At 64.8% G+C, this 23832-nt stretch carries 22 protein-coding genes; 15 read left to right on the top strand and 7 right to left on the bottom strand.

Features of this window, described 5'->3' with window-relative positions; genetic code table 11:
• The coding region (locus tag BMY90_RS17240) for an ESPR domain-containing protein (protein ID WP_217638573.1) at nt 1–929 on the bottom strand (929 nt) is incomplete at its 3' end.
• Nucleotides 930–1444: 515 nt separating this feature from the next.
• Nucleotides 1445–2440 (bottom strand): AraC family transcriptional regulator, encoded by a 996-nt coding sequence (locus BMY90_RS12025; RefSeq protein ID WP_092704207.1) that lies wholly within the window; start codon nt 2438–2440, stop codon nt 1445–1447.
• Between the two features lie 624 nt (nt 2441–3064).
• Between BMY90_RS12025 and BMY90_RS12020 the strand changes: the two genes are divergently transcribed.
• From BMY90_RS12020 to BMY90_RS11955, 14 genes are all read left to right on the top strand, one after another.
• Complete coding sequence (locus tag BMY90_RS12020) at nt 3065–3247, top strand: Flp family type IVb pilin (RefSeq protein WP_092704205.1); 183 nt, start codon at nt 3065–3067, stop codon at nt 3245–3247.
• 70 nt (nt 3248–3317) lie between these two features.
• Nucleotides 3318–3830 (top strand): A24 family peptidase, encoded by a 513-nt coding sequence (locus BMY90_RS12015; protein WP_281244054.1) that lies wholly within the window; start codon nt 3318–3320, stop codon nt 3828–3830.
• Between the two features lie 5 nt (nt 3831–3835).
• Entirely contained in the window at nt 3836–4396 is a 561-nt protein-coding gene (locus BMY90_RS12010; protein WP_175481561.1) for a TadE/TadG family type IV pilus assembly protein, read from the top strand.
• 31 nt (nt 4397–4427) lie between these two features.
• Entirely contained in the window at nt 4428–5417 is a 990-nt protein-coding gene (gene cpaB / locus BMY90_RS12005) for a Flp pilus assembly protein CpaB (protein ID WP_092704199.1), read from the top strand.
• Nucleotides 5418–5434: 17 nt separating this feature from the next.
• A complete protein-coding gene (locus BMY90_RS12000) occupies nt 5435–6784 on the top strand; it encodes a type II and III secretion system protein family protein (RefSeq protein ID WP_092704197.1) in 1350 nt (449 codons plus the stop codon).
• 9 nt (nt 6785–6793) lie between these two features.
• Nucleotides 6794–8113, top strand: coding sequence for a CpaE/TadZ family protein (locus BMY90_RS11995; RefSeq protein ID WP_092704195.1), 1320 nt, complete (start codon nt 6794–6796; stop codon nt 8111–8113).
• The gene (locus tag BMY90_RS11990) at nt 8110–9465 is read left to right on the top strand and encodes a TadA family conjugal transfer-associated ATPase (RefSeq protein ID WP_425438660.1); all 1356 of its coding nucleotides are present in this window, start codon (nt 8110–8112) and stop codon (nt 9463–9465) included. Before BMY90_RS11995 ends, BMY90_RS11990 begins: the two co-directional genes overlap by 4 nt.
• The gene (locus BMY90_RS11985; protein WP_092704191.1) at nt 9462–10382 is read left to right on the top strand and encodes a type II secretion system F family protein; all 921 of its coding nucleotides are present in this window, start codon (nt 9462–9464) and stop codon (nt 10380–10382) included. Before BMY90_RS11990 ends, BMY90_RS11985 begins: the two co-directional genes overlap by 4 nt.
• Before the next feature lie 8 nt (nt 10383–10390).
• Nucleotides 10391–11329, top strand: coding sequence for a type II secretion system F family protein (locus tag BMY90_RS11980; RefSeq protein WP_245735030.1), 939 nt, complete (start codon nt 10391–10393; stop codon nt 11327–11329).
• A 343-nt stretch (nt 11330–11672) separates the two neighbouring features.
• On the top strand, nt 11673–12431 hold the full coding sequence (locus BMY90_RS11975; RefSeq protein WP_092704189.1) for a tetratricopeptide repeat protein: 759 nt from the start codon (nt 11673–11675) through the stop codon (nt 12429–12431).
• A complete protein-coding gene (locus BMY90_RS11970) occupies nt 12428–12904 on the top strand; it encodes a DUF3613 domain-containing protein (protein ID WP_092704187.1) in 477 nt (158 codons plus the stop codon). The genes BMY90_RS11975 and BMY90_RS11970 overlap by 4 nt, the downstream gene beginning before the upstream one ends.
• A 3-nt stretch (nt 12905–12907) precedes the next feature.
• Entirely contained in the window at nt 12908–14716 is a 1809-nt protein-coding gene (locus BMY90_RS11965) for a pilus assembly protein TadG-related protein (RefSeq protein ID WP_092704185.1), read from the top strand.
• Nucleotides 14717–14854: 138 nt separating this feature from the next.
• On the top strand, nt 14855–15649 hold the full coding sequence (locus BMY90_RS11960; RefSeq protein WP_092704183.1) for a DUF2968 domain-containing protein: 795 nt from the start codon (nt 14855–14857) through the stop codon (nt 15647–15649).
• Between the two features lie 478 nt (nt 15650–16127).
• Nucleotides 16128–16994 carry an AraC family transcriptional regulator gene (locus BMY90_RS11955; RefSeq protein ID WP_092704181.1) on the top strand — a complete coding sequence of 289 codons (867 nt, stop codon included), beginning with the start codon at nt 16128–16130 and terminating at the stop codon, nt 16992–16994.
• 83 nt (nt 16995–17077) lie between these two features.
• Here BMY90_RS11955 and ssb read toward each other — a convergent pair whose 3' ends face one another.
• Both ssb and BMY90_RS11945 read right to left on the bottom strand, forming a co-directional pair.
• Nucleotides 17078–17581: a single-stranded DNA-binding protein gene (ssb, locus tag BMY90_RS11950; protein ID WP_092704179.1), complete on the bottom strand. Its 504-nt coding sequence runs from the start codon at nt 17579–17581 to the stop codon at nt 17078–17080.
• Nucleotides 17582–17834: 253 nt separating this feature from the next.
• Nucleotides 17835–19031, bottom strand: coding sequence for an MFS transporter (locus BMY90_RS11945; protein ID WP_092704177.1), 1197 nt, complete (start codon nt 19029–19031; stop codon nt 17835–17837).
• Nucleotides 19032–19214: 183 nt separating this feature from the next.
• Between BMY90_RS11945 and BMY90_RS11940 the strand changes: the two genes are divergently transcribed.
• Nucleotides 19215–20219, top strand: coding sequence for a polyprenyl synthetase family protein (locus tag BMY90_RS11940; protein WP_425438659.1), 1005 nt, complete (start codon nt 19215–19217; stop codon nt 20217–20219).
• A 216-nt stretch (nt 20220–20435) separates the two neighbouring features.
• Here the strand turns inward: BMY90_RS11940 and BMY90_RS11935 are convergent, their stop codons facing one another.
• The 3 genes from BMY90_RS11935 to ubiH all read right to left on the bottom strand — a co-directional run bounded on the left by BMY90_RS11935 (nt 20436) and on the right by ubiH (nt 23810).
• Nucleotides 20436–21224, bottom strand: a complete 789-nt coding sequence (locus BMY90_RS11935; protein ID WP_092704172.1) for a dienelactone hydrolase family protein — start codon at nt 21222–21224, stop codon at nt 20436–20438.
• A 136-nt stretch (nt 21225–21360) separates the two neighbouring features.
• Nucleotides 21361–22587, bottom strand: a complete 1227-nt coding sequence (locus BMY90_RS11930) for a UbiH/UbiF/VisC/COQ6 family ubiquinone biosynthesis hydroxylase (protein WP_092704170.1) — start codon at nt 22585–22587, stop codon at nt 21361–21363.
• Nucleotides 22584–23810, bottom strand: a complete 1227-nt coding sequence (gene ubiH, locus BMY90_RS11925; protein WP_092704284.1) for a 2-octaprenyl-6-methoxyphenyl hydroxylase — start codon at nt 23808–23810, stop codon at nt 22584–22586. The genes BMY90_RS11930 and ubiH overlap by 4 nt, the downstream gene beginning before the upstream one ends.
• Nucleotides 23811–23832: the final 22 nt, after the last annotated feature.

Here is a 23832-nt window from a genome sequence, read left to right as displayed (position 1 = left end):
ACCGGAATCTGCGAGGTCGCACCCGTCACCGTGCCGACCACGTTACCCAGCGCACCCGCGGGATTGCCGGCGCCCGATGCCACGGACGTCAATGCACCGCCCACCTGACCCACGATCGGACCCACCACCGGGACTTTCGCCACGTTGGCGACCACGCCGTCGATGACCTGGGTCGGCAGGCCGCCGCCATTGCCATCGGCGATACCCAGCGCACGCGCCTGACTGGAAACATGGGAGTCATAGCGCTGGCGATCCGCCACCATCGGCTCCGTCGCCGAAGGCGCACCCACCGTCACGCCAACACCCAGATGCAACGGCGGAACCGCCGCTGCCACCGTGTTCACCACACCACCCACACCGGACAGCACTTTTCCGGCCACCGGCAAACCGGAAGCCTGGTTCGTTACGCTGGCAACTGCGCTGGCCAGCGAGCTGGTATGTACACCGGCCCCGATGGCCACGCCGTGATGATTGATCCTTACGCCCGCATGCACATGGGCAACAGGCGTCGACAGATGAGCACCGGCATGCACCGGCGGCACCGAAGCCAGCGTCGACTTCACCACCTGCCCAACCTGCCCGAGCGTGCTGCCCACAGGCAAACTGGAAAGCGTCTGCTTCACCACCGTCACCGGTGCGCCGACAACCGCCTGCACGGTGCCGCTGGAAGTCGCACCGACCAGCGGCGCGTCGTACTTGCTCACCAGCGACTGCAGGTCATCCAGCTTGGCGTTGCCCGTGGACTGCGCGAATGCGCCGGTTGCATAGATGAAGCCACCCATGCCCAACAGCGCGATCGACAGCAGCTTCGCGGTCTTGCCGCTGCGCGACGAGGCGGAAACGCCTCCATGTTGCCGCGACGACAGCTCCGAGGCGACCACCAGGGCATTGAGGGACTTGCACCAGACAAGGCGATAGATGTGGTTCATGGTTGTTACCCCCTTGGCCTGCTACCGGCATCTGCTGATGCCTCACTGCAGGTCAACACTCGAACGGACGTAAATGCATCTGCGCTCTATGCAGGTGCTCCGGGGATCATTAGACCCGGACGTCCATACGGCCAATACGCTGAACCGGCATGCCCCTATGCGAATACGGCAAGACATGGCGCGAATCCGGCAAGTACATGCACAAAAGCGGCAAATACGGGGAAATCAGGCTCATTCATGCCAACAGGCGCACAGACTGATACATATATAAGTGTCAGCCACCTCACTTTGTCGGTGCTGCGCGCCACAAGGGCATCTCAGGAAGCGGAAGCCTGCATGGACTCCATGCCCAGCGCACATCAACAGCCGAAACGGGCGCCCCGCTCTCGCAGGAGCCCGCTCGCGGACGATGCCTTATCGCCCTTCCGCGAAAAGCATCGCCCGCGAGCGGGCTCCTACCAAAACATCGACCACACGGGGGAAGGCATACTGCCGGGAGAGCCTTGCGCTGGCGCTCAGGAAGCGGTGGCCTGCGCGGATTCCATGCTCGGCGCACGCATCAGCGTGTCGCGCGGCAATTCGCCGAAGACGCGGCGATAGTGATCGGCAAAGCGCGACAGATCCCACAAGCCGCAACTCAACGCCACGGACTTCACCGAGCGCCGGCTGGCGTCGGACAGCGACAGGCTGCGGCAGGCCGTGCACAGCCGCAGCATCGATAGATAACGGTTCGGCGACAACCCCAGCAAGTCGTCGAACGCGTAACGCAATGCACGCTCGCTCACGCCGGCCGCATTGCACATCTCGGTGATGTAAATATCCTGGCGCATGTTCGCGCGCATGAATTGCTCGGCACGCTGCACGATCAGGTAATGCGTGCGCCGTCCGCGCGTGCATTGCGGGCGATCCTCCGCGCGTGCCGACAGGCCCGCCAGCAGGTGTCGTTCCACCAGCGCATCCAGGTCCTGGCCCTGCATGGCCTCACCGTCGGAAGCCTCGCGGCGACCGATCAACCGCTCGCGGATATGGGTGAACTGCTGACGCAATTCCGACGCCGCCAACGTATCGTTCAGATGAAACAGTGACAGCAGCCGCGAAGGAATCTCGCCCTGCAGCGGCTCCATTTCCGCGAACTTGCGTCGCAACTGCTCCAGTGGCACCAACACTACGCTGAGCTGGCTGCCCGCGCGCAACATGAATTCGCTGATGCCCTCGGGCATCACCGTGAACGACATGCCGGAACGCAGCTCGGTGCCGTGACACCAACTGCCCTCGGGCGTGTGATGGATATGCCCGAGCAGGCACCAGTCGACCGGCAGCACGAAGCGGCCACGGAAAGGGAAATCGGTTTCGCCGCTGCAATAGATCGCCTCGTTGGCCACCCGCGAATCCACGGTGGCATGCGGCCCTCGCGCATCCAGCAGCACCATCTCCATATCGCACACACGCAAGGCGCCGCTCAGGGAAACCAGATCGCACGATGGTGTGTCTTCCCCGCTTCCGACTGCCATGATCCGTGAAACTCCCCCTGTGACGACGACATGCCATGGGAAGTCCACCCATGACCGCGATCCTGCCGCTGCTTCCATTAGAGCCTGTATGCACGCATCACATATGCACGTTTTCGGCATCTAGCATACACAGACCGCCATGCGTACCCAACACCCGGGGTCAAAATGTGACGCAACGCGCGTTTTCCACATGGAAACCGTGCCGTTTTTGTGCAGCACGTCGCTATTCCGTAGGAGACACTGTGGTCGAGACCCACCGCGGCACTGAGTGGCCAAGGTGATCAGGGGGAAACACGATGGAAGCGACACACACCACGGCCTGCGCGCCGATCAAGGGACTTCCGGCATCGCGCGGCAACGCGACGATGCCTTCGGCTGGAAGTCATTCAGCCGTCCAGAACCTCCACACAAACACTGCTTCGCATGCGCTTGCATTTCGGCATGCGTTATGCATCACCCTGTTCGGATCTCACGTATCCGGTGGCGTCGTTCACGCGACACCATCCCGGCCCGGGCGGGCCATTCCGCGATAAGCCATCGCGGACAAACCGTGCAGTCATCCATGAAGGATGGCAACGGATATATCAACTGTGTGGAGTCACGGGGCTCCAAGGAGATACAAAAATGAACATGTCCATTCGCAAGTTCCTGACCGAGGAAGATGGGGTTACGGCGTTGGAGTACGGGGTTTTGGCGGCGATTGTTGCAGTGATTATCGTCGCAGTCTTTACAAACTCGTCAACAGGCTTGGGATCAATTCTGACAAGCCTGCTCAGCAAGGTATCCGCTGCAGTTACCCCCGCCTGACGCCGTCAACTTTCAACTCGGCAACACGGATGCAAACAGAGGCTCTCGATTGTCTAACCTTCTACCGGCAGTGGCTGTAGCCCTAAGCGTATTGGTTATCGTCAGTGACCTTTATGCTCGGCGCGTGCCAAACGTGGGGTTAATCGCAGCACTGATATTCGGGGCAGGGTTGATCGTCATGATCTGGATGCAGGGCAAGGGCGGACCTCCATGGCCCGCCCTGTTCGGATTGTTGATAGGCCTAGCAGTTCTTTTGCCTATTCATCTATTTGGGTGGATGGGAGCTGGCGACGTAAAATTTTTCGCCGTGCTGGGTTTTTTACTGGGCGCAAAAGCACTTCTACCAATCTGGATCATCGCTAGCGTTATTGCAGGAATTCACACCGTTGCCATCCTGCTATCGCGGCACCTGCTGAGTCGAACCGCTCCCGGCTGGAACATCGTACAAACATGGATTGCCGCGTCACCTGTGGGGCAACATCTCGGCAAAACTCGGCAAGGTCGCAAAGGATTGCCCTACGCCGCATGGCTCGGCGTAGGCGCACTCATCACCGTATTCAATCCGGAACTGATGCACTGGTGAACACCATGAACACCACAACCGTCATGTCTTCTCCGCTTCCGTTGCGCCATATGTCTTGCCGCAATCGACAGGGGCAGCGTGGCGTAGTGGCGATCGAGTTCGCGCTGGTGTTCCTGTTCGGCCTATTGCCACTGCTTCTGCTCACGTTTTCCGGCGTACTGGTTTTTGCCGCCAAACAATCGCTGACGTTGGCCGCCGCCGATGGCGCGCGCGCCGCCCTGCATTACAACTCGAGTGCAAGCAACGGCAACCTGACAGACGCTTGCAGCGCCGCACTGAACGACATGAATTGGATCTTCGAAGTGGCGAACTCCGGTGGTACACCTACGCCATCATCGTGTGCATCGAGCAGCATCAGCTCGAACAGCGCAACGGCAACAATCACCGCCGATAACTCCTCCTGCACTGTTGCTACTGGAGCCACCTCCTGCGTGATGGTGACAACCACGTACAACTACGAAAACAGTCCGTTGGTTCTTGGAACAGGAACTCTCTACGGATGGTTTACAAAAGGGAAACTTGAGAGCTCGGCCACCATCCAGATCTACAACAACCAGGGGAGCTGAAGGCCAACGCCTTTAGCAAAGGAGATTCACGATGCAGAAATTCACCCGCATCGCCGCACTGTTGCTGGTCGTGGTTGCCGTGGTGCTTGCCATCGCAGCGTTCACGCTCGGCCGCCACGCTTCGCGGTCGACCGTTGCGCAAGCCAATGGCAATGCTGCGGCCACGACTCACAGCGATGCCGCGCAAGTGGCCATGGCCTCGGTCGTGGCGGCGAATAGCGCACTGCCAGCCGGTCAGCCGATCGCGGCATCAGCCCTGCATCTGGTTTCCGTGCCGCAAACCCAGGTGCCGCCGGACAGTTACACCTCCGTCGATGCGGTGGCCGGTGACATCCCGCTGGTGGACATTCCCGCCAACATATCGATCACCGCCAACCTGCTCGCACATGGTGTGGCGATGGAACTGAAACCCGGCGAACGCGCGCTGGCCGTGCCGGTGGACGAGCTCACTGCTGCCGGCAATCGCGTGTTGCCAGGCGACTACGTGGACGTCTTCCTCAGCCTGAAGCCGAACGCCGCCGGCGGTTATGGCGAGAAGAAGGAAACCACGCAGACGCGCCTGCTGCTGTCGCGCCTGCGCGTGCTGGCCTACGGCAGCCACAACCTGCCGCAGCCGAAGACGGCCGCGGATACCGCCAGCGCCAGCGACAAGGCCAAGACCACCGGCAATCCGCCACCACCGCCGCACACCGCCGTATTGGCCGTGCCGGTGAATGAAGTGGACCAGCTGCTGCTGGGCACGCAGGACGGCAAGCTGTCGTTGGCACTGCGCCACCCCGAAGACACCGGCAAGCCGGACAGCTCGCTGTTCCCGCCGCCGCGTCGCGTACTGGCGGCGGCAGCCAGGCTTACGCCCGAGCAGCGCCATGCGCTGGACGACCCGGAAAACCAGGCCTACGCCGGCATCGATGGCGCCGGGCTCGCCGGCCGTGCCCATGCCACGCCGCCGCGCGAGGTACACGCCGTGCGGCGCGCCCCGCGCATTGAAATCATCCGCGGCACACAGGCCCATTCGCTATGACGCAACGGACACTCACCATGGCTTTCCTGGCACGGCGGCTTCCGCGCTTGCGCATTCTCGTTGGTGCGGCCGCACTGACGGCCCTGCTCGCACCCATCGCTGCCGCCGCACCTGCCGCAGACGTGATTCTGCAGACGCACGAACAGCGCCCATGGAATCTGCCGAGCAACCTGGAGCGCATTGCCATCGCCGATCCGTCGGTGGTGGACCTGGTGCGTATCAAGGGGCGACGCGAAGCCTTGCTGGTAGGCAAGCATGCCGGCGAAACCACGCTGCTGCTGTGGCGTCGTGGCGACAGCTCACCGCAACGCCTGACCATCCTCGTCCGCGGCGCACTGCAACAGCAATTGCAGGACGGCACCGGTACGCATATCGCCGCACAAGGCGGCAGCGCCCTGCTCAGTGGCAGCACGCCGACCCTGCTGGATCACGAACAGGCCCGCGTTGCCGCAGCGGATGCGGCCGGCGCCAAGGGCGCGGTAACCGACACCTCCACCGTGGCCAGCGGCGGTGTGGTGCAGGTGGACGTGAAGATCGTGGAACTCGACAAGACCGCGATGGATCAGGTTGGCCTGAACTTCTCCGCGACCAACAACGGCTTCAGCTACGGCTTCAGCGGACCCAGCTCGTCCAGTGGCAGCAGCTCGTCCAGCGGCAGCAGCAGCGATTCCGGCAGCGCGATTTCGTCGGCCTTCGGCCTGGTGCTGGGCCACAAGAGCGCCAACGGCCTGCACTCGTGGAGCAGCAAGATCAACCTGCTCAAGGGTGACGGCATGGCCCGCATATTGGCCGAACCGACGCTGACGGCCTTGTCCGGTCAAAGCGCCAGCTTCCTCGCCGGTGGCGAGCTGCCGATTCCCGAACCGCAAGGACTGGGCACTACCACCATTACCTACAAGCAGTTCGGCATCGGCCTGACCGTGACGCCTACGGTGCTTGGCCCCAACCGTATTGCGCTGAAGGTGGCGCCGGAAGCCAGCGATCTGGACTACACCAACGCGCTGCAACTCGACGGCGTGAGCGTGCCGGCCATTACCACCCGCCGCGCCGACACCACGGTGGAACTGGGCGACGGTGAAACCTTCGTCATCGGCGGACTGATCAGCCAGAACATCACCTCGCAGGTGAACAAGATTCCGCTGCTGGGCGACATTCCCATCATCGGTGCGTTCTTCCGTGACCTGCGCTACAGCCGCCAGGACAAGGAATTGGTGATCATGGTGACGCCGCACCTGGTGCAGCCGATCGCCCGCGGCACGAAGCTGCCGTTGCCGGGCGAACGCGAGACGGCGAACGATCCATCGGTATGGGGCAAGTGGCTGCTCGATCCGGACCATCCGGACGGGCTGCCCGGGTTCTCGCGCTGAGCCACCGACATGAATGCATTAGCCGCCATCCTTCCCATCAGCAAGCTGGAGCCCGGCGTGGACGTGCTGTTTTATTCACCGGACGAAAAGCGCGCGCAACGCCTGACGGCCCGTTTGCGCGATCTGGCCCATGTGCAGTGGGAAGACAGCCGCACGTTTTCGCCCGAGCGCTGGGAAAGCCGGCGCGGCACCCAGCACCTGATCCTGCTGGACTACAGCACTGACAGCGCCAACGCCTCTACCGCGCTGGCACGGCAACTGACCGCGCTGGCGCCCGGCCTGCCGCTGTTTGGCGTGGGCTCCACCGCCTCCGACCAGGCCGCCGGCGTACTGGCCGCGTTACGCGCCGGGGTGCTGGATTTCTTCGACATGGACGCCAGCGACCACGAAATCCGCACGTTGCTGGAGCATGCGCTGCATCTGCCCGCCACGCCGGCCGCACCAGCCGCACCAGCGCCGCGCAAGCGCGGCCAACTGGTGTTGCTGCTGGGCGTTCGCCCCGGTGTCGGCGCCAGCACGCTGGCTGCCCACCTGGGCGTGCTGGCCACGCCACAGCCCCCCGAGAAAAGCCCACGCCGACTCGACAGCGACAAGCAAGGCCCGGCCACTGACACCGCAACGCCCAAGACCTTGCTGCTGGACCTGGGGCAACCGGCCGGCGACGCCGAGCTTTACCTCGGCATCGGCAGCGATTTCCACTATGCCGATGCCTTGCGCAGCGCCAGCCGCATCGACGCCACCCTGATCCGCACCGCCCTGCCGCACCATGCCAGTCACCTGGCCGTGCTGGCGCAAGGCAGCGAAATGCCCTTGCCGCCACCCGATGCCCCCGAGGCAGCGATCCTGGTGGAGCGCTTGCTCGAACACGTGGAAATGCTGCTGTGCGATCTGGGCGGCCTGCCGACCCGGCTGGTGCCCGCCGCCCTGCTCCGCGCGGCCGACGAAATCTGGCTGGTCGCCGACCAGGGCATTGCCTCGGTGGTTTCGCTGGATGCCTGCCTGCGCGAACTGGAGCGGATCGGCGTGCGCGACCATCGGCTGTCGCTGGTGATCAACCGCCACGATGCCGATTGCGGCATCGGCGCCGAGCAGATCGCCAAACGTTTCAACCTGCCGCTGCTGGCCACCTTGCCCGACCGTTCGCGCGCCTTGCGCGCCAGCGCCAACCAGGGGCTGCTGCTGCACCAGGTCGCCCCGCGCGACATCTATGTGCGGGCACTTGCACCGCTGCTGGCGAAGTTGCACACCGGCGCATCGCAAGCCGCCGCTGCACCCCGCTGGAAGAAACTGTTCACGCGTGGGGGAGGCCCCCGATGGAAGACACCATGAACCCGCCTGGCGCTCGCCTTTCCGCCGCCTTGCGACAAGTCGAAGCCACACCCCGCGACGATGCCCCGAACACACCGTTCGAGCAGACCCGGCAATTCCAGGATGTGCTGTCGGCGGCCCACGAATTCCTGCTCAATCGCATCGAGGACCAGCGCCTCGACATCGCCTCGTGGGCACAGGACACCGTGGTCAAGTACATCGACGCGGAAACCGCCAACTTCGTGCAGGAGTGGCGCATCCCGGTCAACGAAGCGGAGATGCGCAAGGTTTCCGGCGCGTTGGTGAAGGAACTGACCGGCTTCGGTCCGCTGGACGATTTGCTCACCGATGCCGCGGTCGAGGACATCCTGATCAACGGCTGCGAGGACGTCTACGTCTCGCGCGGCGGCGTGCTGCAACGCGAGCCGGGCGTGCGCTTCAGCGACAACCGCCACCTGCTGCGCATCGTGCGCCGCATCCTGGCGCCGCTGGGCCGGCGACTGGATGAATCCAACCCGATGGTCGACGCGCGCCTGCCCAACGGCGGCCGCCTCAACGCGATCATCGAGCCGCTGTCGGTCACCGGGCCCAGCGTCTCCATCCGCAAGTTCCGCAAGGACCCGTTCACCCCCGACGAACTGCTCGAACGCGGCACCTTCGACAAGGCTGTGCATGCCCTGCTGCAGGCTTCCGTGCTGGGCCGCTGCAACATCATGATTTCGGGCGGCACCAGTTCGGGCAAGACCTCGCTGCTGAATGCGCTGGCCGCCTTCATCCCGGCCAACGAACGCGTCATCACCATCGAGGACACCGCCGAGCTGTCGCTCAACCATCCGCACGTGGTGCGCCTGGAAAGCCGCCTGGGCGGCTTCGACGGCAGCGGCGCGGTGAACATCCGCGAGCTGGTGCGCAACAGCCTGCGCATGCGCCCGGACCGCATCATCGTCGGCGAGGTGCGCGGTGCCGAGGTGCTGGAAATGCTGCAGGCGATGAACACCGGCCACGATGGCTCGATGTCCACCATCCATGCCAACTCGCCACGCGACGCGCTGTACCGGCTGGAGATGCTGTCCGGTTTCGCCGGCTTCCAGGGCAGCGAAACCAGCCTGCGCCGGCAGATTGCCAGCGCCATCGATTTCATCATCCAGATCGCGCGCCTAAGTAATGGCCGGCGCGTGATCTCGTCGATTACCGAAGTCACCGGCGTGGGTGACAACATCGTCACCACGCAGGAAATGTACCGCCACGAGACCTTCGTGGACATGGACGGCAAGGAACACGATCGCTGGCCCGGCCTGGGCTTCCACCCGCACACGCACAAGCTGGAAGCGTTCCGCCAGTTCCTGCGCGACGCCGGCGGGGCGTTGCCATGATCCAGGCGCTGGCCCTGCTGAGCCTGGTGCTGCTGGCGCTGGCCGCTGCCATCGAACTGTGGTGGGGCAGCGCGGCGCGCGAACAGCAGCGCAAGAGCCTGGCGCATGTCGAGCAAAGCCTGGTCGGCATGCCGCAAGCCGCTTCACCCATGCCCGCTGCAGGTCCTGCGCGCGTGCACGACATGCTGCCGACCGACGGCGTGTGCCTGCGCGCCGGCCTGCCTGCGGGCGTACGCGTGCCATTGCTGGTGGTCGTGACGGGCGTGGTGCTTTCCCTGCTGGGTTGGTGGCGAATTGGCAGTGCCTGGGCGCTGCCGCTGCTGTTGGGCTTGTACGCAGCCATCGTCTGGCTGTGGCTGCGCGCGCGCATCGAGAAGCAACAAAAGCAGATCCTGCGCCAGTTGCCCGATTTCCTCGACGGCATGGTGCGCCTGTCCAGCATCGGCAACAGCCTGCCGATGGCGTTCCAGGTCACCGCCGCCACCGTGCAAATGCCGCTGCGGGCGATTCTCGACCGCACCATGCAGTTGGTGCGCACCGGCAACGATCTGGACCGCGCCCTGCAAATCGCCTCGCGCCCGTACCGCCTGCAATCGCTGGAATTGCTGCACGTGGTGCTGGGCACCGGCATGCGCATGGGCGGCCGCGCCGACCAGATCCTGCAGCGCATGAGCGACTTCATGCGCGACCTCGACCACGCCCAGCAGGAACTGCGCGCGATCACCTCGGAAATACGCATGTCGGCGTGGGTACTGGGCCTGCTGCCGGTGATCGTGGCCACCTTCATGACGCTGGTGAATCCCGCGTTCTTTACCCCGATGTTCCACCAGGCACTGGGGCACAAGATCCTGCTGATCGCGCTGGCACTGGAACTGCTCGGTGGCTTCCTGCTGTATCGCCTGGCCAAGTCGCTATGAGCGCCGCCATGCTGCTCACCTTCGCCGTCATCGTGTTCGTGCTTGGCGTGCTGCTGTTCGCGTTCGCCGCCTTGATGCGCTACCGCAGCGAGCACCAGCAAGCGCGCGTGATCGAGCGCGCGCTGCAACATCAGCCACTGGCCAGTGGCAGCGACGAACGCGATTCGCGCAGCCTGTGGCGTCGTACGCTCGACGCCCTGCAAAGCCTCGGCCATCGCTTCGAGGGCGGCGGCCTGGGCAAGGCCTTGCTCGCGCCGGAAGATCGCCTGCTCCTTGACCAGGCCAATCGCAACACCTCTGCAGGGCGCGCAACCTATATCGGCCTGCGCATCGTGCTGGCCTTGCTGTTGCCGGTGATCGTGGCGCTATGGCTGCGTCCCACCGGCGTCAAGGGTCTGTTCGAACTGCTGGCCGCGCTGGCCTTCGGCGTGTTGCTGCCCAAGTTCGTGCTGCATTCCTGGGCCGAGCGCCTGCGCCGGCAAGCCATCGACGAACTGCCACTGCTGATCGACCTGCTGCGCCTGCTGCAAGGTGTGGGTTTCAGCATGGACCAGAGTCTGCAGACCATTGCCGAACGCTTTCCCACCGTGCTGCCGGTGCTGGGCCGCGAGTTGCGCGACGCCAACACCGCTTATATGCATGGCCGCCCACGCGCGCAATCACTGCGCCGGCTGGCCGAATCCTTCGACAACGACGACCTGAAAAGCCTGGTGCAGATCATCGTGCAGGTGCACGAGCACGGCGGCGCCGTGCAGGAACCGCTACGCCAGTTCGCCGAGCGCCTGCGCGAGCAACGCAAGATGGTGATGAAGGAAAAGACCGGCAAGCTGTCGGTGAAGATGACCGTGGTGATGATGCTCACCCTGCTGCCCGCGCTGATGCTGGTACTCGCCGGCCCGGCGGTGGTCTCGCTGATCGGCACCATGTCGAAACTCGGGGGGCACTGAGATGCGTACACGCCTGCCGCACACGTCCTTTCCCACTCTCCCTTTCGAGAGGAAAAGCCAACCCTACTTTCTCCCTCTCCCCTCCGGGGAGAGGGCTGGGGTGAGGGGCCAACCTCGCGAAAAGCCATCAACAAGGCAGTTATCGCTGCTGGTAACGCCTTCGCGAGCACCCACCCCTCACCTCAATCCTCTCCCCGGTGGGGAGAGGAAGCCAAGGCAAAAGCCGCCGGCGCGTGCAGCCACTGTTTTATCCTGGAGTCTCCCGCTGTTTGCAGCCGCCCTGCAGCTCACCGGCTGCGGCGTCCACAGCGGCTACCCCAACCATGCGCCCGCGCCCAGCCTGGTGGAACCGGGCACCTCGCCGCACGACAACCAGCAGGTCTACCTGCAGCTGATCCGCAAGATGCAGCAACAGGGCGCGTACTACGCTTCACTGGCGCACATCGACGCCTACCGGCTGCAATACGGCAACCCGCCGGAGCTACGCCGCCTGCAGGCCGATGCCTTGCGCGAAACCGGCCAGGGCAGCGCCGCCGTGCCGATTTATCGCGGCCTGCTGCGCGGCGACCAAAGCGCCGCCGCATGGCACGGACTAGGACTGATCGCCGCCAGCAGCGGGCAGAACGAAGAGGCCGTGCAGGATCTGCAGAAAGCCGTCGACATCGAGCCGATCAACGCCGCCTACCTCAGCGACCTGGGCTTCGCCCGCATGCGCGCCCATCAGATCGCCGCGGCGCGCGAACCGCTGGCCAAGGCAGCCCAACTTTCGCCCAGTGACGCCAAGGCCGTGTCCAACCTCGCGCTGTGGTCACTGCTGAACGGCAATGCCCAGCAGGCCGACGCCATCATGCAGCAGGCCAAGTTGCCGCAAGCCACGCGCGACGCAGTGCTCCACATGGCCGTGCAAATGCGCAAGGCACCCGCTCCGGCAGCGAAAACAACCACCACGAGCGCGTCGACCACTGCCGTTGCAACGACGACCAAACCCGTGTCGCCCGGCATGCCGCATCAGGTGCCCGTGCCGCCCGAATTTTCCGGCATTCCCGGCGGCGTGCTCGACCGCTTCGGCAACACCACCTCGACCCATGAGGCCAACCCATGAACACGCCCCTTCCCGCCGCGCGCCCTGTCGCCCTCGCCGCGCTGTGCCTCGCGCTGGCCAGCCCCGCCTTCGCCCAGCAACAACCGATCACCGGTCAGATGATGGATGGCCGCACCCAAGCCAGCGTGGCAGCGCCCGCACCATCGGCGCCCCCGGCAACGGCCCCCGTCGCGGCCCCGGCGCCACAGGCATTGCCGCCCCCTGCGCAAGCTCCCATGGCCATGTCTCGGGACGACATGACGCCCCCACCGCCGCCTGCCTATGAAAGAGGCATCGACAGCGCCGGCATCGGCTCCACCACCCGTGAACTGCTGCACATGCAAGTCAGCGGCAGCCACGCCGGCCCGCGCCTGCCCATGCTCGGCGATGAAGCCAGCGCCAGCTACAAGCGCTATATCCAGAGCTTCAACCACCCCATTCCCGAATTCTTCGAGAGCAAGGTCGGCAAGGACAGCAACAGCAGCGGGAGATAAGCCATGCAGGCCCCAACGCCCCATCCGGGTTCCATCCAGCCCGGAGCGACATCCATTCGCCGCCAGCACGGCTCCATGGCCATTGCCATGATGCTGATGCTGCTGGGCCTGATCAGCATCCTCGGCATCGTGGAAGTGGGGTATTTGTACTGGGCCCACCGCGACGCGCAGAAGGTGGCGGATCTGGCGGCGTTGTCGGGGGCGCAGCAGCTTTCGGGGCCTGCCTGCACGACGGACTCGGACGCATACAAGGCTGCACTGGGAAATGCAGCAGACAACGGTGCAACAGGCAAGGATGGCAAGCCTGCAAACGGCTACACCAGCATCGATATCACCTGCGGTCGGCAACCTGCCAACGGATCAAGCATCCTTGCACCAGCCTCCGCGAGCAGCGTCGCCGCCATCAAGGTGGTGGCCAGCCGCGGTGTAAACCCTCTCTTCGGCAAGGGTATGGCCTGGCAGTCGACATTTCCAATCAAGGCGGAGGCAGTGGCCATCAATAGCCAGCCGATTGCCTCGTTTTCAGTGGGATCGAGTCTGGCCAAGATCGACCCAACTTTACTGAACACCACATTGGGAACATCCTTAGGTTTGCAATTGCTCAGCCACAATGGCATCGCCAATACAAATATTTCATTGCTCGGGCTGGTCAAGGCTTCGCCAATCGATGTCGGTACCGTCAGCGGTGTCCTCAATGCACCGATCACCGTAGGTGATTTCCTCACCGCTTACGTGCAGGCACTTCAACAAAGCTCCAACGCAGCCAATATCGACATGAGCATCGTGAATGCTGGCGTCGCCAGCATCGAGGCACAGCTTGGCAATACCAGCATCGATCTCGGCAGCATCCTCAACGTCAACGCCAACACAGATGACCCCAACGTCGCACTGAACACCGATGTCAGCGCGCTCGACATCCTCAATGCCGTGGTGCTCGCCGCCGACAGCAAGAACGCCGTGGCATTGCCGGCAACCAGCATCGATGTACCCGGCGTGGCCACTGTCGATTTGTCCCTGTCCATCATCGAGCCTCCACAGATTGGCATAGGCGGTGTAGGCACAACAGCTCACACTGCCGAAATCCGCTTAAGTCTATCCGTGTCAGTGCTCAATAATCCAACAATGCCTGAAAATCAATCGCTTTTGTCCATACCGCTTTATTTGGAAATAGCACCGACTGACGCCTCAATCAAAAGCATTCAATGCCACGTGCCTATAGATAACGGAGGTATAGGCAATATCGTAACCATTGAGGCCGACCCAGGCTTGCTCAATGCCTTTCTTGGAAAACTTAATGCAAGTAGTGCATTTACAAACACCCAAAGCGATTGGGCCACCATTGTTGCAGATGGAGACTTTGCCTCGCTTGTCAACGTTAGCGCAAACGTTCTTGGCATTGTCATACCCGTTGCTGAACTACAGGCAAAATCCGATCTAAGTCTGAAAACATACACCCCTCCAGCACCAAGCCACCCTTTCACCGAAAGTCCAGCGCAACCGCTACCTCAAGAATGGTCAACCCCCGCTAACAATATAGACCTGGGTACCGTTATCGACGGATTGCTTACATCCAAGACCCTACACGTACAACCCAAGCTTCTTGGCATCTCATTATCTGGCTTGGACTCCTTGTTGAGCGGTCTACTTAACGGCTTGAGTACGCTCTTACGTCCAATCCTTGATCCTGTCTTTCGCTCGGTAGATGAGCTACTTATCCACCCTTTGTTGCAAACCTTGGGTATTAGTATCGACTCCGCCGACGTCAGGCTCATTTCAGTCAACTGCAACTCCGGCGCCCAACTTGTCTACTGATATGCCCCACCCATCACGACTTCGCCCCTTGACCCCGGGGCTGGTGCCTTTAGACTTCAGGGGGTTGCGTCGTGGCCAGGGAGGCGCCGCTGGACGCAGGGCAGTTCGGACCGCAGGCAAATCAAGGGGATGCAGGGGATGAATCGAACGACTCGCAGCGCGAGCCCACGGCGCCAGATGGCATCGATGATCGCGATGGCCCTGGTGTGCGTGACCCTGTCGGCATGCGCCTCCTTCCCGTTCAGCAGCAAGGCTTCGGCGCCCACGCCCGCGCCGGGCCCTGCCGCCGCGTCATCGAGCGAAGCTTCCGCCGCGCCGTCCTCGCCGATGCCGGCCTCGGACGACAGCGAGGCGCCGAGCAGCGCCACGGTGGCGAACTTGCAGCGCCTGATCGACAGCAACCAGCTGACCGAACTGCGCACTACCTACAACGCCACCTACGGCGCCAGCCTGCTGTTCCAGACCAGCAAGCTGAGCTATTACGTGGCGCTGTTCCACGGCAAGCAGTTCTGGCGCGTAATCCAGACCGATTCCTACGAGACGGCCGAAAGCATCTACCGCAGCTTTGCCGAGCAGACCCACCAACTGGCCCAGGTGGATATCGACACCACCCGCCTGCACGCTGGGAACGCCTACGCCGAGCACCTGATCGCGCTGAACAAGGAACACCTGCAAAATCTGCAGCAGGACGCCAGCTACCAGCAGCAACAGGCGCAACAGGTGGCGACCGCCCAGCAACAGGCGAAGCAGCAGGCGGTCACGCTCAGCGCCGACTTGAACAGCACCAGCAGCCAGCTGGATGCCATGAAGCAGCGCATCCGCGAACTGGAAAAGCAGCAGACCGACCCCGCCTTGATCTTGCCCGCGCCCAGCACCAATGCGACGCCGGCACCGACGAGCAGCACGCCAGCTTCAGGCACGCCGTCGCCCTAACGCTTTTCTCCCTCTCGCCGATGGGGAGAGGCTGGACGCTTTTCTCCCTCTCCCCCGCGGGGAGAGGGCTGGGGTGAGGGGCCGTTCTTGCAACGACCTTTCCCTCTTGCCGCGTTTTCGCGAGCACCCGCCCCTCACCTCGATCCTCTCCCCAGCGGGGAGAGGAAGCAGAGCCGCGCTTTAAGCCTTTTCTCCCTCTCATCCGCGGGGAGAGGGCTGGGGTGAGGGGCCGTTCTTGCGGCGACCTTTCCCTCTTGCCGCGTTTTCGCGAGCACCCGCCCCTCACCTCGATCCTCTCCCCAGCGGGGAGAGGAAGCAGAGCCGCGCCTCAAGCCGTCTCTCTCACCCGCAGGGAGAGCGCTGGATGCCTTTCTCCCTCTCCCCGCAGGGGAGAGGAAGCAGAGCTGCGCTCGTCGGTGTTTTTCGCGCCGCCCTTCGGTGACAATCGAGCCTTACCGCCGCAAGCCGGGCTTCCGTCATGGCGCTTCCCCATCTTGATCGTCCCATCTGCGAACCGGTGGAGTTGCAACCGGGGTCGCCGGTGCGCGTGGAGCGCATACGGCAAGGCCGCGAAGCGAATGCCAGTGATCCCTTTGTGCATTTCCACGACGTGCACGAGCTGGTGCTGTTCGGCCGGGTCGGCGGGCATTTCGATGCCGATGGCCGGCGCTATGCATTGACCCCGCATGCCATCGTCTTCGTGCCATCGATGCACCAGCACGATTTCGCGCTGGACGCCGGGCCACGCGACTGGACCTTGCTGCAAGTGGAGGCGGATGTGGGCGAGGTGCTGGCGCACAAACCGGGCATGGAACGCCTGCGCCATTCCTTCTGCGCACGACCCGACCGCGCCTTGCGCCAACGTCTGGAATCGCTCGCCGACTGGCTGCTGGCACTGGAGGCCACCGATCCGCTGGCGCTGCCGTTGGCCGAGCTGTTGCTGTGCGCCATCGTCCGCGCGCCGGACATCGAAGGCGAAAAGCTCGCCGCCGACGTCCATGGCCTGCAACGCCTGCGTCCGGCCATCGACCAGTTGCGCCGGCATCCCGCCGAGGCACCCGGCGCGGAGCAGGCCGCGGCGTTGTGTGCGTTGTCGCCCGCCTACTTCAGCCGCCGCTTCAAGCAGCAGGTCGGCATGAGCTGGAGCGACTACGTGCGCACCCACCGCCTGCACCTGGCCAGCCGCCGCCTGCTGGAAACCACGCAAAGCATCGCCACCATTGCCGACGCACTGGGTTTCGCCACGCCGTCGCACTTCGGCGAGCTGTTCCACCGCCGCTTCGGCATCACCCCGGGAGACTATCGCCAGGCCGGCCGCGCGCGCCCGACCTCCCGGCAGCAATGACTACGCCGAGCCCATGAAACAGAAAGCCCCGTAAAGACGGGGCTTCCTCTGACTTTTTCTCAACGGTATCTGTTAGGTGTGTCTCAGAACGGAATGTCGTCGTCCTCGAAGCCGCCGTTGTCGGCCGGAGACGGGGCTGACTGGCGCTGCGGGGCACCGCCGCCATAGTTGCCGCCACCGCTACCCTGGCGCGAAGCGCCGCCCTGCGGACGTTCACGCTGGAAACCGCCGCTACCACCGCCTTCGCCGCCGCCACCACCGAGCATCTGCATCTCGTTGGCCACGATGTCGGTGGAGTACTTTTCCACGCCGTCCTTGTCGGTGTACTTGTCGGTGCGCAGCGAGCCTTCGATATAGACCTGGCGGCCCTTCTTCAGGTATTCGCCGGCGATCTCGGCCAGCTTGCCGAACAGTTTCACCCGGTGCCACTCGGTGCGCTCCTGGCGCTCGCCGCTCTGCTTGTCCATCCACGACTCGGAGGTCGCGATGCGCAGGCTGGTGATAGCGGTGCCGCCGGCGCTGTAGCGGGTTTCGGGGTCGGCGCCGAGGTTGCCGACGAGGATGACCTTGTTGATGCCACGTGCCATGGAATCGCCCTTCGTGAAATGCCAGAAATACGGAGGTGGATGCTAGCACGGCCCCGGGTATCGGGGCGCACGGACCATGCCTTGGGGCGGTGTAGGCAAATGCCGACCGAAGAGGCCCGCGGAATTGTCCACCATCACCCGCAACCCGGCCTTTCCTCGGTAGGAGCGCACCCTGTGCGCGAGCGCTCTGGCGTTTGACCGAAGCCAAGAGCATTCGCGCACAGGGTGCGCTCCTGCCGGATGGACGGGTGTTTCAGGCGGCTACCGGGGTGCCGGCGGCGATGACGCGGCAGCGACCCCACCACAGTAGCGGCAGCCAGATCACCAGCAGCACGGCGGCCACGGCAAACACCGCGGACAGACCCAGGTGCTGCAGCACCACGCCGCCCATCACGCCGCCGATGCCGGCACCGAGGAACTGGCTGGTGGCATAGGCGCCCAACGCTGCGCCACGCATGTGCTGCGGTGCCAGTCGCGACACCAGGCTGGGCAGGCTGGCTTCGAGCAGATTGAAGGCACTGAAGAACACGATTGCCGCCACCCACAGCAGGACATGGCCGTGCCCGGCGGCGCTGAAGCCGACCAGGGCCAGCCCCAGGCCCAGTGCGCACAGCAGGATCAGGCGCATGCTGCCGGCCACCGAAGTCACCCGGCGCAGCACGCCGCCCATCACCACCGCGGAGATCAGCATCACCGGCAGGTACAACTCCCACTGGCGATCCAGCGTGATGCCGGTGTTGCGCGCCAGCATCAACGGCAACGCCACGAAAGCGGCGGTGAGCATGGTGTGCATCATGAATATCGAGGCGTTGAGCACCAGCAACTGCGGCTTCACCAGCATGCGCAGCACTTCCCCGCCGTGAGCCGCCGCCGGTGCGCGGCGCTGTTCGGGCCGCGGCACCACGATCCACAGCAACACGATGGCGCCCAGTGCCAGCACGGCGGTCAGCCCGAACAGACCCGGCAGTCCGGCGATGGCCGCCAACGGTGCGCTGAGGATGATCGCCAGGATGAAGGCCAGCCCGATGCTGACACCGATGATGCCCATCACCTTGCTGCGGTTGTCGTCGCGCGAATGGTCGGCCGCCAGCGCCTGGCTGGCACCGGACACCGCGCCCATGCCTTGCAGCACGCGTCCGACGATGATGCCGTTGATGCCATGCGCCATGGCCGCCACCACACTGCCGACGACGAAGACCAGCAGGCCCACGGTAATCGTCAGATGGCGACCGATGCGATCGGAGATCAGCCCCACCGGCACCTGCAGCAGCGCCTGCGCAAAACCGTAGATGCCGATCGCCAGGCCCACCAGCAGCGGGGTCGCCCCCGGTATGTGCAGCGCGTAAGCCGTGAACACCGGCATGATCAGGAACAACCCGAACATGCGCAGCCCGACGACGCTGGACAAGGCAAGGGAGGTGTTCAGTTCGCGCTTGCTGAGCTTGCTCACGTGGGCGGGTGTCCGGCGATGGCTTGGAAGTCCGATTATAGGCATGTGCCCCGATCGTCCCTATGTGACACAACGCCACGAGGCCCGCAGACCGCGACATTGTTCGCATCGTGGCTCCGTCAGGCCGCATACAGCCAAGGCTGAACCCCCTATAATCGCGCTTCAACTCCTTGCAGGCCGTCCATGAGCTCGTCCGCCGAACACGTTCCCGGATCAATGCGCGACTTCGCCGACGTACGCGAACTCGCCGCCGCCGACATGCGCGACGTCGATGCGCTGATTCGCCAGCGGCTGTCCTCCGATGTGGTGCTGATCAACCAGATCGCCGACCACATCATCGCCGGTGGCGGCAAGCGGCTGCGCCCGATGCTGCACGTGCTGGCGGCCGGCGCCGCGGGTTACACGGGCGAGCAGCACATCAAGCTGGCCGCGGTCATCGAGTTCATCCACACATCCACCCTGCTGCACGACGACGTGGTCGACGAATCGGACCTGCGCCGCGGCCGCAAGACCGCCAACGCACTGTGGGGCAACGCCGCCAGCGTGCTGGTCGGCGACTTCCTCTACTCGCGCTCGTTCCAGCTGATGGTGGAACTGAACGACATGCGCATCATGCGCATCCTCGCCGACACCACCAACACCATCGCCGAGGGCGAGGTGCTGCAGTTGCTCAACATCGGCAACGCCGACGTGAACGAGACCGCATACCTGGCGGTGATCGAGCGCAAGACTGCGGTGCTGTTCGCCGCTGCCACCGAACTGGGCGGTCTGCTCGGCGGCTTGCCGACGGACCAGGTGGCCGCCCTGCGCCGCTACGGCATGGAACTGGGCTACGCCTTCCAGATCGCCGACGACCTGCTGGATTACGTCAGCGACGCCGGCACCCTGGGCAAGAACATCGGCGACGACCTGGCCGAAGGCAAACCCACGCTGCCGCTGATCTACGCGCTGGAAACCGCCGACGCCAAGCAGGTGCAATCGCTGCGCCACGCGATCGAACACGGCGGCCTGGATTCACTGGATCACATCATCGCCGCCATCCGCGACTCCGGCGCGCTGGAACGCACCCGCGAACGCGCCGTGGCGCATGCCAAGGCTGCATGCGAGGCCCTGGCCAGCCTGCCCGCTTCCACGCATCGTGATGCTCTGGCTGCGCTGGCTGATTATTCGGTGCAGCGCACGTCCTGAGGTTCCTTGCTGGAGCTTTCAACGCTATCGCGAAGCTGCTCGCCTGCGGCGGGTTTTCGGGAACCTCGAAACCCCGCTCCCCCGATGAAGGTTTGGAGGGGTGCCCCGAAAGCCTTGTAGGAGCGCACCCTGTGCGCGAATGCTCTTGGCCTCGGTCAGACGCCCGAGCATTCGCGCACAGGGTGCGCTCCTACAAAAACGGTTATTCGAGGTGCCCTATGGACTGCCGGCAAACGCCGACTTCAGCCACTGGTGCATCAAGCGATAACTGCGCGCCGCGGCCTTGGCGTCGTACTTGCAGCCCGGTTCGTTCTCGCCCACTTCGGTAAAACAATGCACGGCGTGGCCGAGCACCACGAACTGCCAGTCGGCGGGACTTTGGCGCATCTCGTCGAGAAACTTGTCCGCGGCCGGCATCGTCCAGGTGTCGTCGGCGCCGTTCATCGCCAGCACGCGCGCCTTGATGTGTTTCGCCTGCGCCGGGTCACCGCCGGAGAGGTCACCGTGGAACGACACCACCGCGGCGACGTCCGCTCCGCTGCGTGCCAGATCCAGCACGGCTGCGCCGCCAAAGCAGAAGCCGATGGCGGCGAGTTTCGAGGTATCGATCGGCGCCGAAGCCGCCTGCGCCCGCAGCTGCGCCAGCGCCTCGTTGACCCGTTTGCGCATCAGCGAACGATCCGCATACAGCGGCTTCACCGCCGCCTGCGCCTGATCGGTATTCGTCGGGCGCACACCGGCACCGTACATGTCGGTGAGCAGGATCACGTAGCGCTTGCCGGCGATCATCTCGGCTTTCTTTACCGCCGCCGCATTCACGCCGAACCAGTTCGGCACCATCACCAGACCCGGACGTTTCGCGGCGATCGCGTCGTCATAGACCAGCACGCTGTGAAAATGCGTACTTCCCAGCGTCCAGTCCACGGTGCGATGAACCATCTTCGCCTGCGCGGCGAAGGCGAGCACGGAAAGCAACAGCACGCTGCAGCAACGGGCGAGACGCATGACGAATCCTCCGGCCAGGTTGGTTTGCTCCCTCCCCTGCGACGCAGGGGAGAGTTGGGGAGGGGGCTTCTCGGAGAACGCGAAAAGCTTTACCCCCTCCCAGCCTCCCCCTGCCTTGCAGGAGGAGGCGAAAAGCTCACAGCCCGGCGGCGTGCGCGGCGATACGACGCTTCAGCGGCGCCAGTCGATCGAGCAGGCGTACGCCCAGGCCACGCGCCGCAATCAACGGCGGCGACTGCCAGGCGTAGATGCGTGCCAGCGCGTCGAAACCGCGCGCATCGAGCGTATCGGCGCTACGGCGGCGACGTGCGTAGCGACGCAATACATGTTCGGCACCGATGTCACGCCCGGCATCGCGTGCGGCACGCAGCGTATCGCGCAATTCGGCGACATCGCGCAGCCCCAGGTTCACACCCTGCCCGGCCAGGGGATGGACCGCATGCGCGGCATCACCGAGCAGCACGAAGCGATCGGACTGGTAGGTTTCGGCCAACTGCAACTTGAGCGGGAACGCCGCGCGCCGCGTGGTGCCCAGCACACGACCCAAGCGGAAATCGCTGGCGATGCCGAGCGCATCCATGAAGGCCGCGTCGTCCAGCGCCAACACGCGTTGCGCTTCGTCCTCGGGCAGCGACCACACCACCGAGCTGCGACCGTCAGCCAGCGGCAGCAGCGCCAACGGCCCCGTGGGCAGGAAGCGCTGCCATGCGGTGGCTTCATGCGGCCGCTCGGTGACGACATGCGCCACCACTGCACGTTGCGCGTAGTCGCGACCACGGGTAGCGATGCCGGCCATGTCGCGCAATGGCGAAGCGGCGCCGTCAGCGGCCACCAGCAGACGCGCGGCCAGACTTTCGCCATCAGCCAGTTCCAGCACCACGCGATCCTCCCGCGCCTCGAAACCCCGCACCTCGGCCGGGCACAGGCGACGGACGCCGCCCGTGGCTGTGCCGGAGCGGCCGCCGGCCGCCTCCAGCGCCTGCCACAGCGTCCACTGCACCAGATTGTTCTCGACGATATGGCCGAGCAGGTCGCGCCCATCGTCCGCGGCAGAAAAGTCGATGGCGGCGCCGCTTTCGCTGTCCCATACATGCATGTGCGCATAAGGACTGGATCGCGCATCACGAATGGACGTCCAGACGCCCAAGCCATCCAGCAACTCGATGGACGACGGCGCGAGCCCGACCACGCGCAAATCGACTTCGTCGCCCGCGCGCCATGGTGTCGGCTCGCGCGCTTCCAGCAAGGCGGTGGAAAAGCCGGCCTTCGCCAACGCCAGCGCAGCAGCGGCGCCGACCATGCCGCCACCGACCACGGCGATATCCAGTGCCGGCGCGCGGCGACGTTCGGGAAGCGTGTTCATGGCAGGCGCTCCAGCACGGCGTGCGGCGGCTCGCCACGGAAGCCCATGCCGTGTCGTGCCAGCAGGTGTTGCAGCGGCGACACGCGGTCGTAGGCCAGCAGCGCCAGCGAGCGCAGCGGCGCCAGCAACGGCTGTTCCAGGCAGGCCAGCCGCACCAGTCCGTGGCTCATCGCCATGGTGCCTTCGCGGTCCGGTGCACGACGCGCGGCATAGCGTTGCAGCAGGTCAGCCGCGCCGGGATCTTCCGCCGCAGCAACCAGTTCCGACAAGGTCAGCGCATCGCGCAAGCCGAGGTTGAAACCTTGCGCACCGATCGGGTGGACGGTCTGCGCGGCGTTGCCGACCAGCACCGCGCGCGGGCCGATCAACTGCCGTGCGACCACGCGGCGGATCGCGTAGGGGTGTCGCTTGCCCGGGCGCGTCAGCCGGCCCAGCTTCCAGCCGAAACGTTGCTGCGCCAGCGCGATGAAGTCGTCATCGCCCAGCGCCGCCACCGCTTCCGCCTGCTCGCCCGGCACGGTAAGCACCAGTCCGCAGCGACGTTCGGCCAGCGGCAACAGCGCCACCGGGCCCGCGTCGGAGAAGCGCTCGAAGGCGCGGTTCGCGTGATCGTGCTCGGGAGTGACGGCGGCGACAAACAAGGTCTGCTCGTAATCGAGCCGCTCGGCGTCGATGCCGAGCTGGCTGCGCACGAAGGATTCGGTGCCGTCGGCGCCGACCAGCAGCGCCGCATCGACCGTGCGCTCGCCGTCGGCGGTGCGGATACGCGCGCGCCAGCCGGCCGGGTGCGATTCCAGCGCCTCCAGTGTCGCCGGCGCCAGCCGGGTCAGCCGGGTGCAGGCATCCAGCCGGCGCAACAAGGCTTCGCCCAGTTCACGCGCTGGCAGCGTCCAGCCCAGGGCATCGACGCCCTGCTTCGCCGCGTCGATGCGCGCGCTGCCGAATTCGCCCGCGCGGCTGACCCGGATATGCCGGATCGGCGTGGCATTCGCCGCGGCGTGCGTCCACACGCCGATGGCGTCCAGGCCATTGACCGTGGCGCGCGCCAGCGCCAGGTTGCGTTCGTCGTAGCTCGGCTGGGCACCGGCGCGCGGGGCGGCCGCCTCGACCAGGGTGGCGGCGATGCCGGCGGCATCCAGCGCAATGGCCAGACTGGCGCCAACCAGGCCGCCACCGACGATCAGCACACCGGTTCGGGAAGTGGAGGTTTGCTCGGGACTCATGCCGTCGATGATACGCGCGAGC

This window comes from Rhodanobacter glycinis (assembly GCF_900114325.1).
GTDB lineage: Bacteria > Pseudomonadota > Gammaproteobacteria > Xanthomonadales > Rhodanobacteraceae > Rhodanobacter_A > Rhodanobacter_A glycinis.
The sequence above is the reverse complement of the archived record's forward strand: the minus strand, read 5'-3'. Positions and strand labels throughout refer to the sequence as shown.

What these genes read in the sequence shown, in the direction of transcription:
- BMY90_RS11985 (WP_092704191.1), top strand. Translation starts at nt 9,462, where the DNA reads ATGATCCAGGCGCTGGCCCTGCTGAGCCTGGTGCTGCTGGCGCTGGCC.
- BMY90_RS11970 (WP_092704187.1), top strand. Translation starts at nt 12,428, where the DNA reads ATGAACACGCCCCTTCCCGCCGCGCGCCCTGTCGCCCTCGCCGCGCTG.
- BMY90_RS11930 (WP_092704170.1), bottom strand. Translation starts at nt 22,587, where the DNA reads ATGAACACGCTTCCCGAACGTCGCCGCGCGCCGGCACTGGATATCGCC.
- BMY90_RS11965 (WP_092704185.1), top strand. Translation starts at nt 12,908, where the DNA reads ATGCAGGCCCCAACGCCCCATCCGGGTTCCATCCAGCCCGGAGCGACA.
- BMY90_RS12000 (WP_092704197.1), top strand. Translation starts at nt 5,435, where the DNA reads ATGGCTTTCCTGGCACGGCGGCTTCCGCGCTTGCGCATTCTCGTTGGT.
- BMY90_RS11940 (WP_425438659.1), top strand. Translation starts at nt 19,215, where the DNA reads ATGAGCTCGTCCGCCGAACACGTTCCCGGATCAATGCGCGACTTCGCC.
- BMY90_RS11935 (WP_092704172.1), bottom strand. Translation starts at nt 21,224, where the DNA reads ATGCGTCTCGCCCGTTGCTGCAGCGTGCTGTTGCTTTCCGTGCTCGCC.
- BMY90_RS11960 (WP_092704183.1), top strand. Translation starts at nt 14,855, where the DNA reads ATGAATCGAACGACTCGCAGCGCGAGCCCACGGCGCCAGATGGCATCG.
- BMY90_RS12010 (WP_175481561.1), top strand. Translation starts at nt 3,836, where the DNA reads ATGAACACCACAACCGTCATGTCTTCTCCGCTTCCGTTGCGCCATATG.
- BMY90_RS11955 (WP_092704181.1), top strand. Translation starts at nt 16,128, where the DNA reads ATGGCGCTTCCCCATCTTGATCGTCCCATCTGCGAACCGGTGGAGTTG.
- cpaB (WP_092704199.1), top strand. Translation starts at nt 4,428, where the DNA reads ATGCAGAAATTCACCCGCATCGCCGCACTGTTGCTGGTCGTGGTTGCC.
- BMY90_RS11980 (WP_245735030.1), top strand. Translation starts at nt 10,391, where the DNA reads ATGCTGCTCACCTTCGCCGTCATCGTGTTCGTGCTTGGCGTGCTGCTG.
- ubiH (WP_092704284.1), bottom strand. Translation starts at nt 23,810, where the DNA reads ATGAGTCCCGAGCAAACCTCCACTTCCCGAACCGGTGTGCTGATCGTC.
- BMY90_RS12020 (WP_092704205.1), top strand. Translation starts at nt 3,065, where the DNA reads ATGAACATGTCCATTCGCAAGTTCCTGACCGAGGAAGATGGGGTTACG.
- BMY90_RS12025 (WP_092704207.1), bottom strand. Translation starts at nt 2,440, where the DNA reads ATGGCAGTCGGAAGCGGGGAAGACACACCATCGTGCGATCTGGTTTCC.
- BMY90_RS11995 (WP_092704195.1), top strand. Translation starts at nt 6,794, where the DNA reads ATGAATGCATTAGCCGCCATCCTTCCCATCAGCAAGCTGGAGCCCGGC.
- ssb (WP_092704179.1), bottom strand. Translation starts at nt 17,581, where the DNA reads ATGGCACGTGGCATCAACAAGGTCATCCTCGTCGGCAACCTCGGCGCC.
- BMY90_RS11990 (WP_425438660.1), top strand. Translation starts at nt 8,110, where the DNA reads ATGAACCCGCCTGGCGCTCGCCTTTCCGCCGCCTTGCGACAAGTCGAA.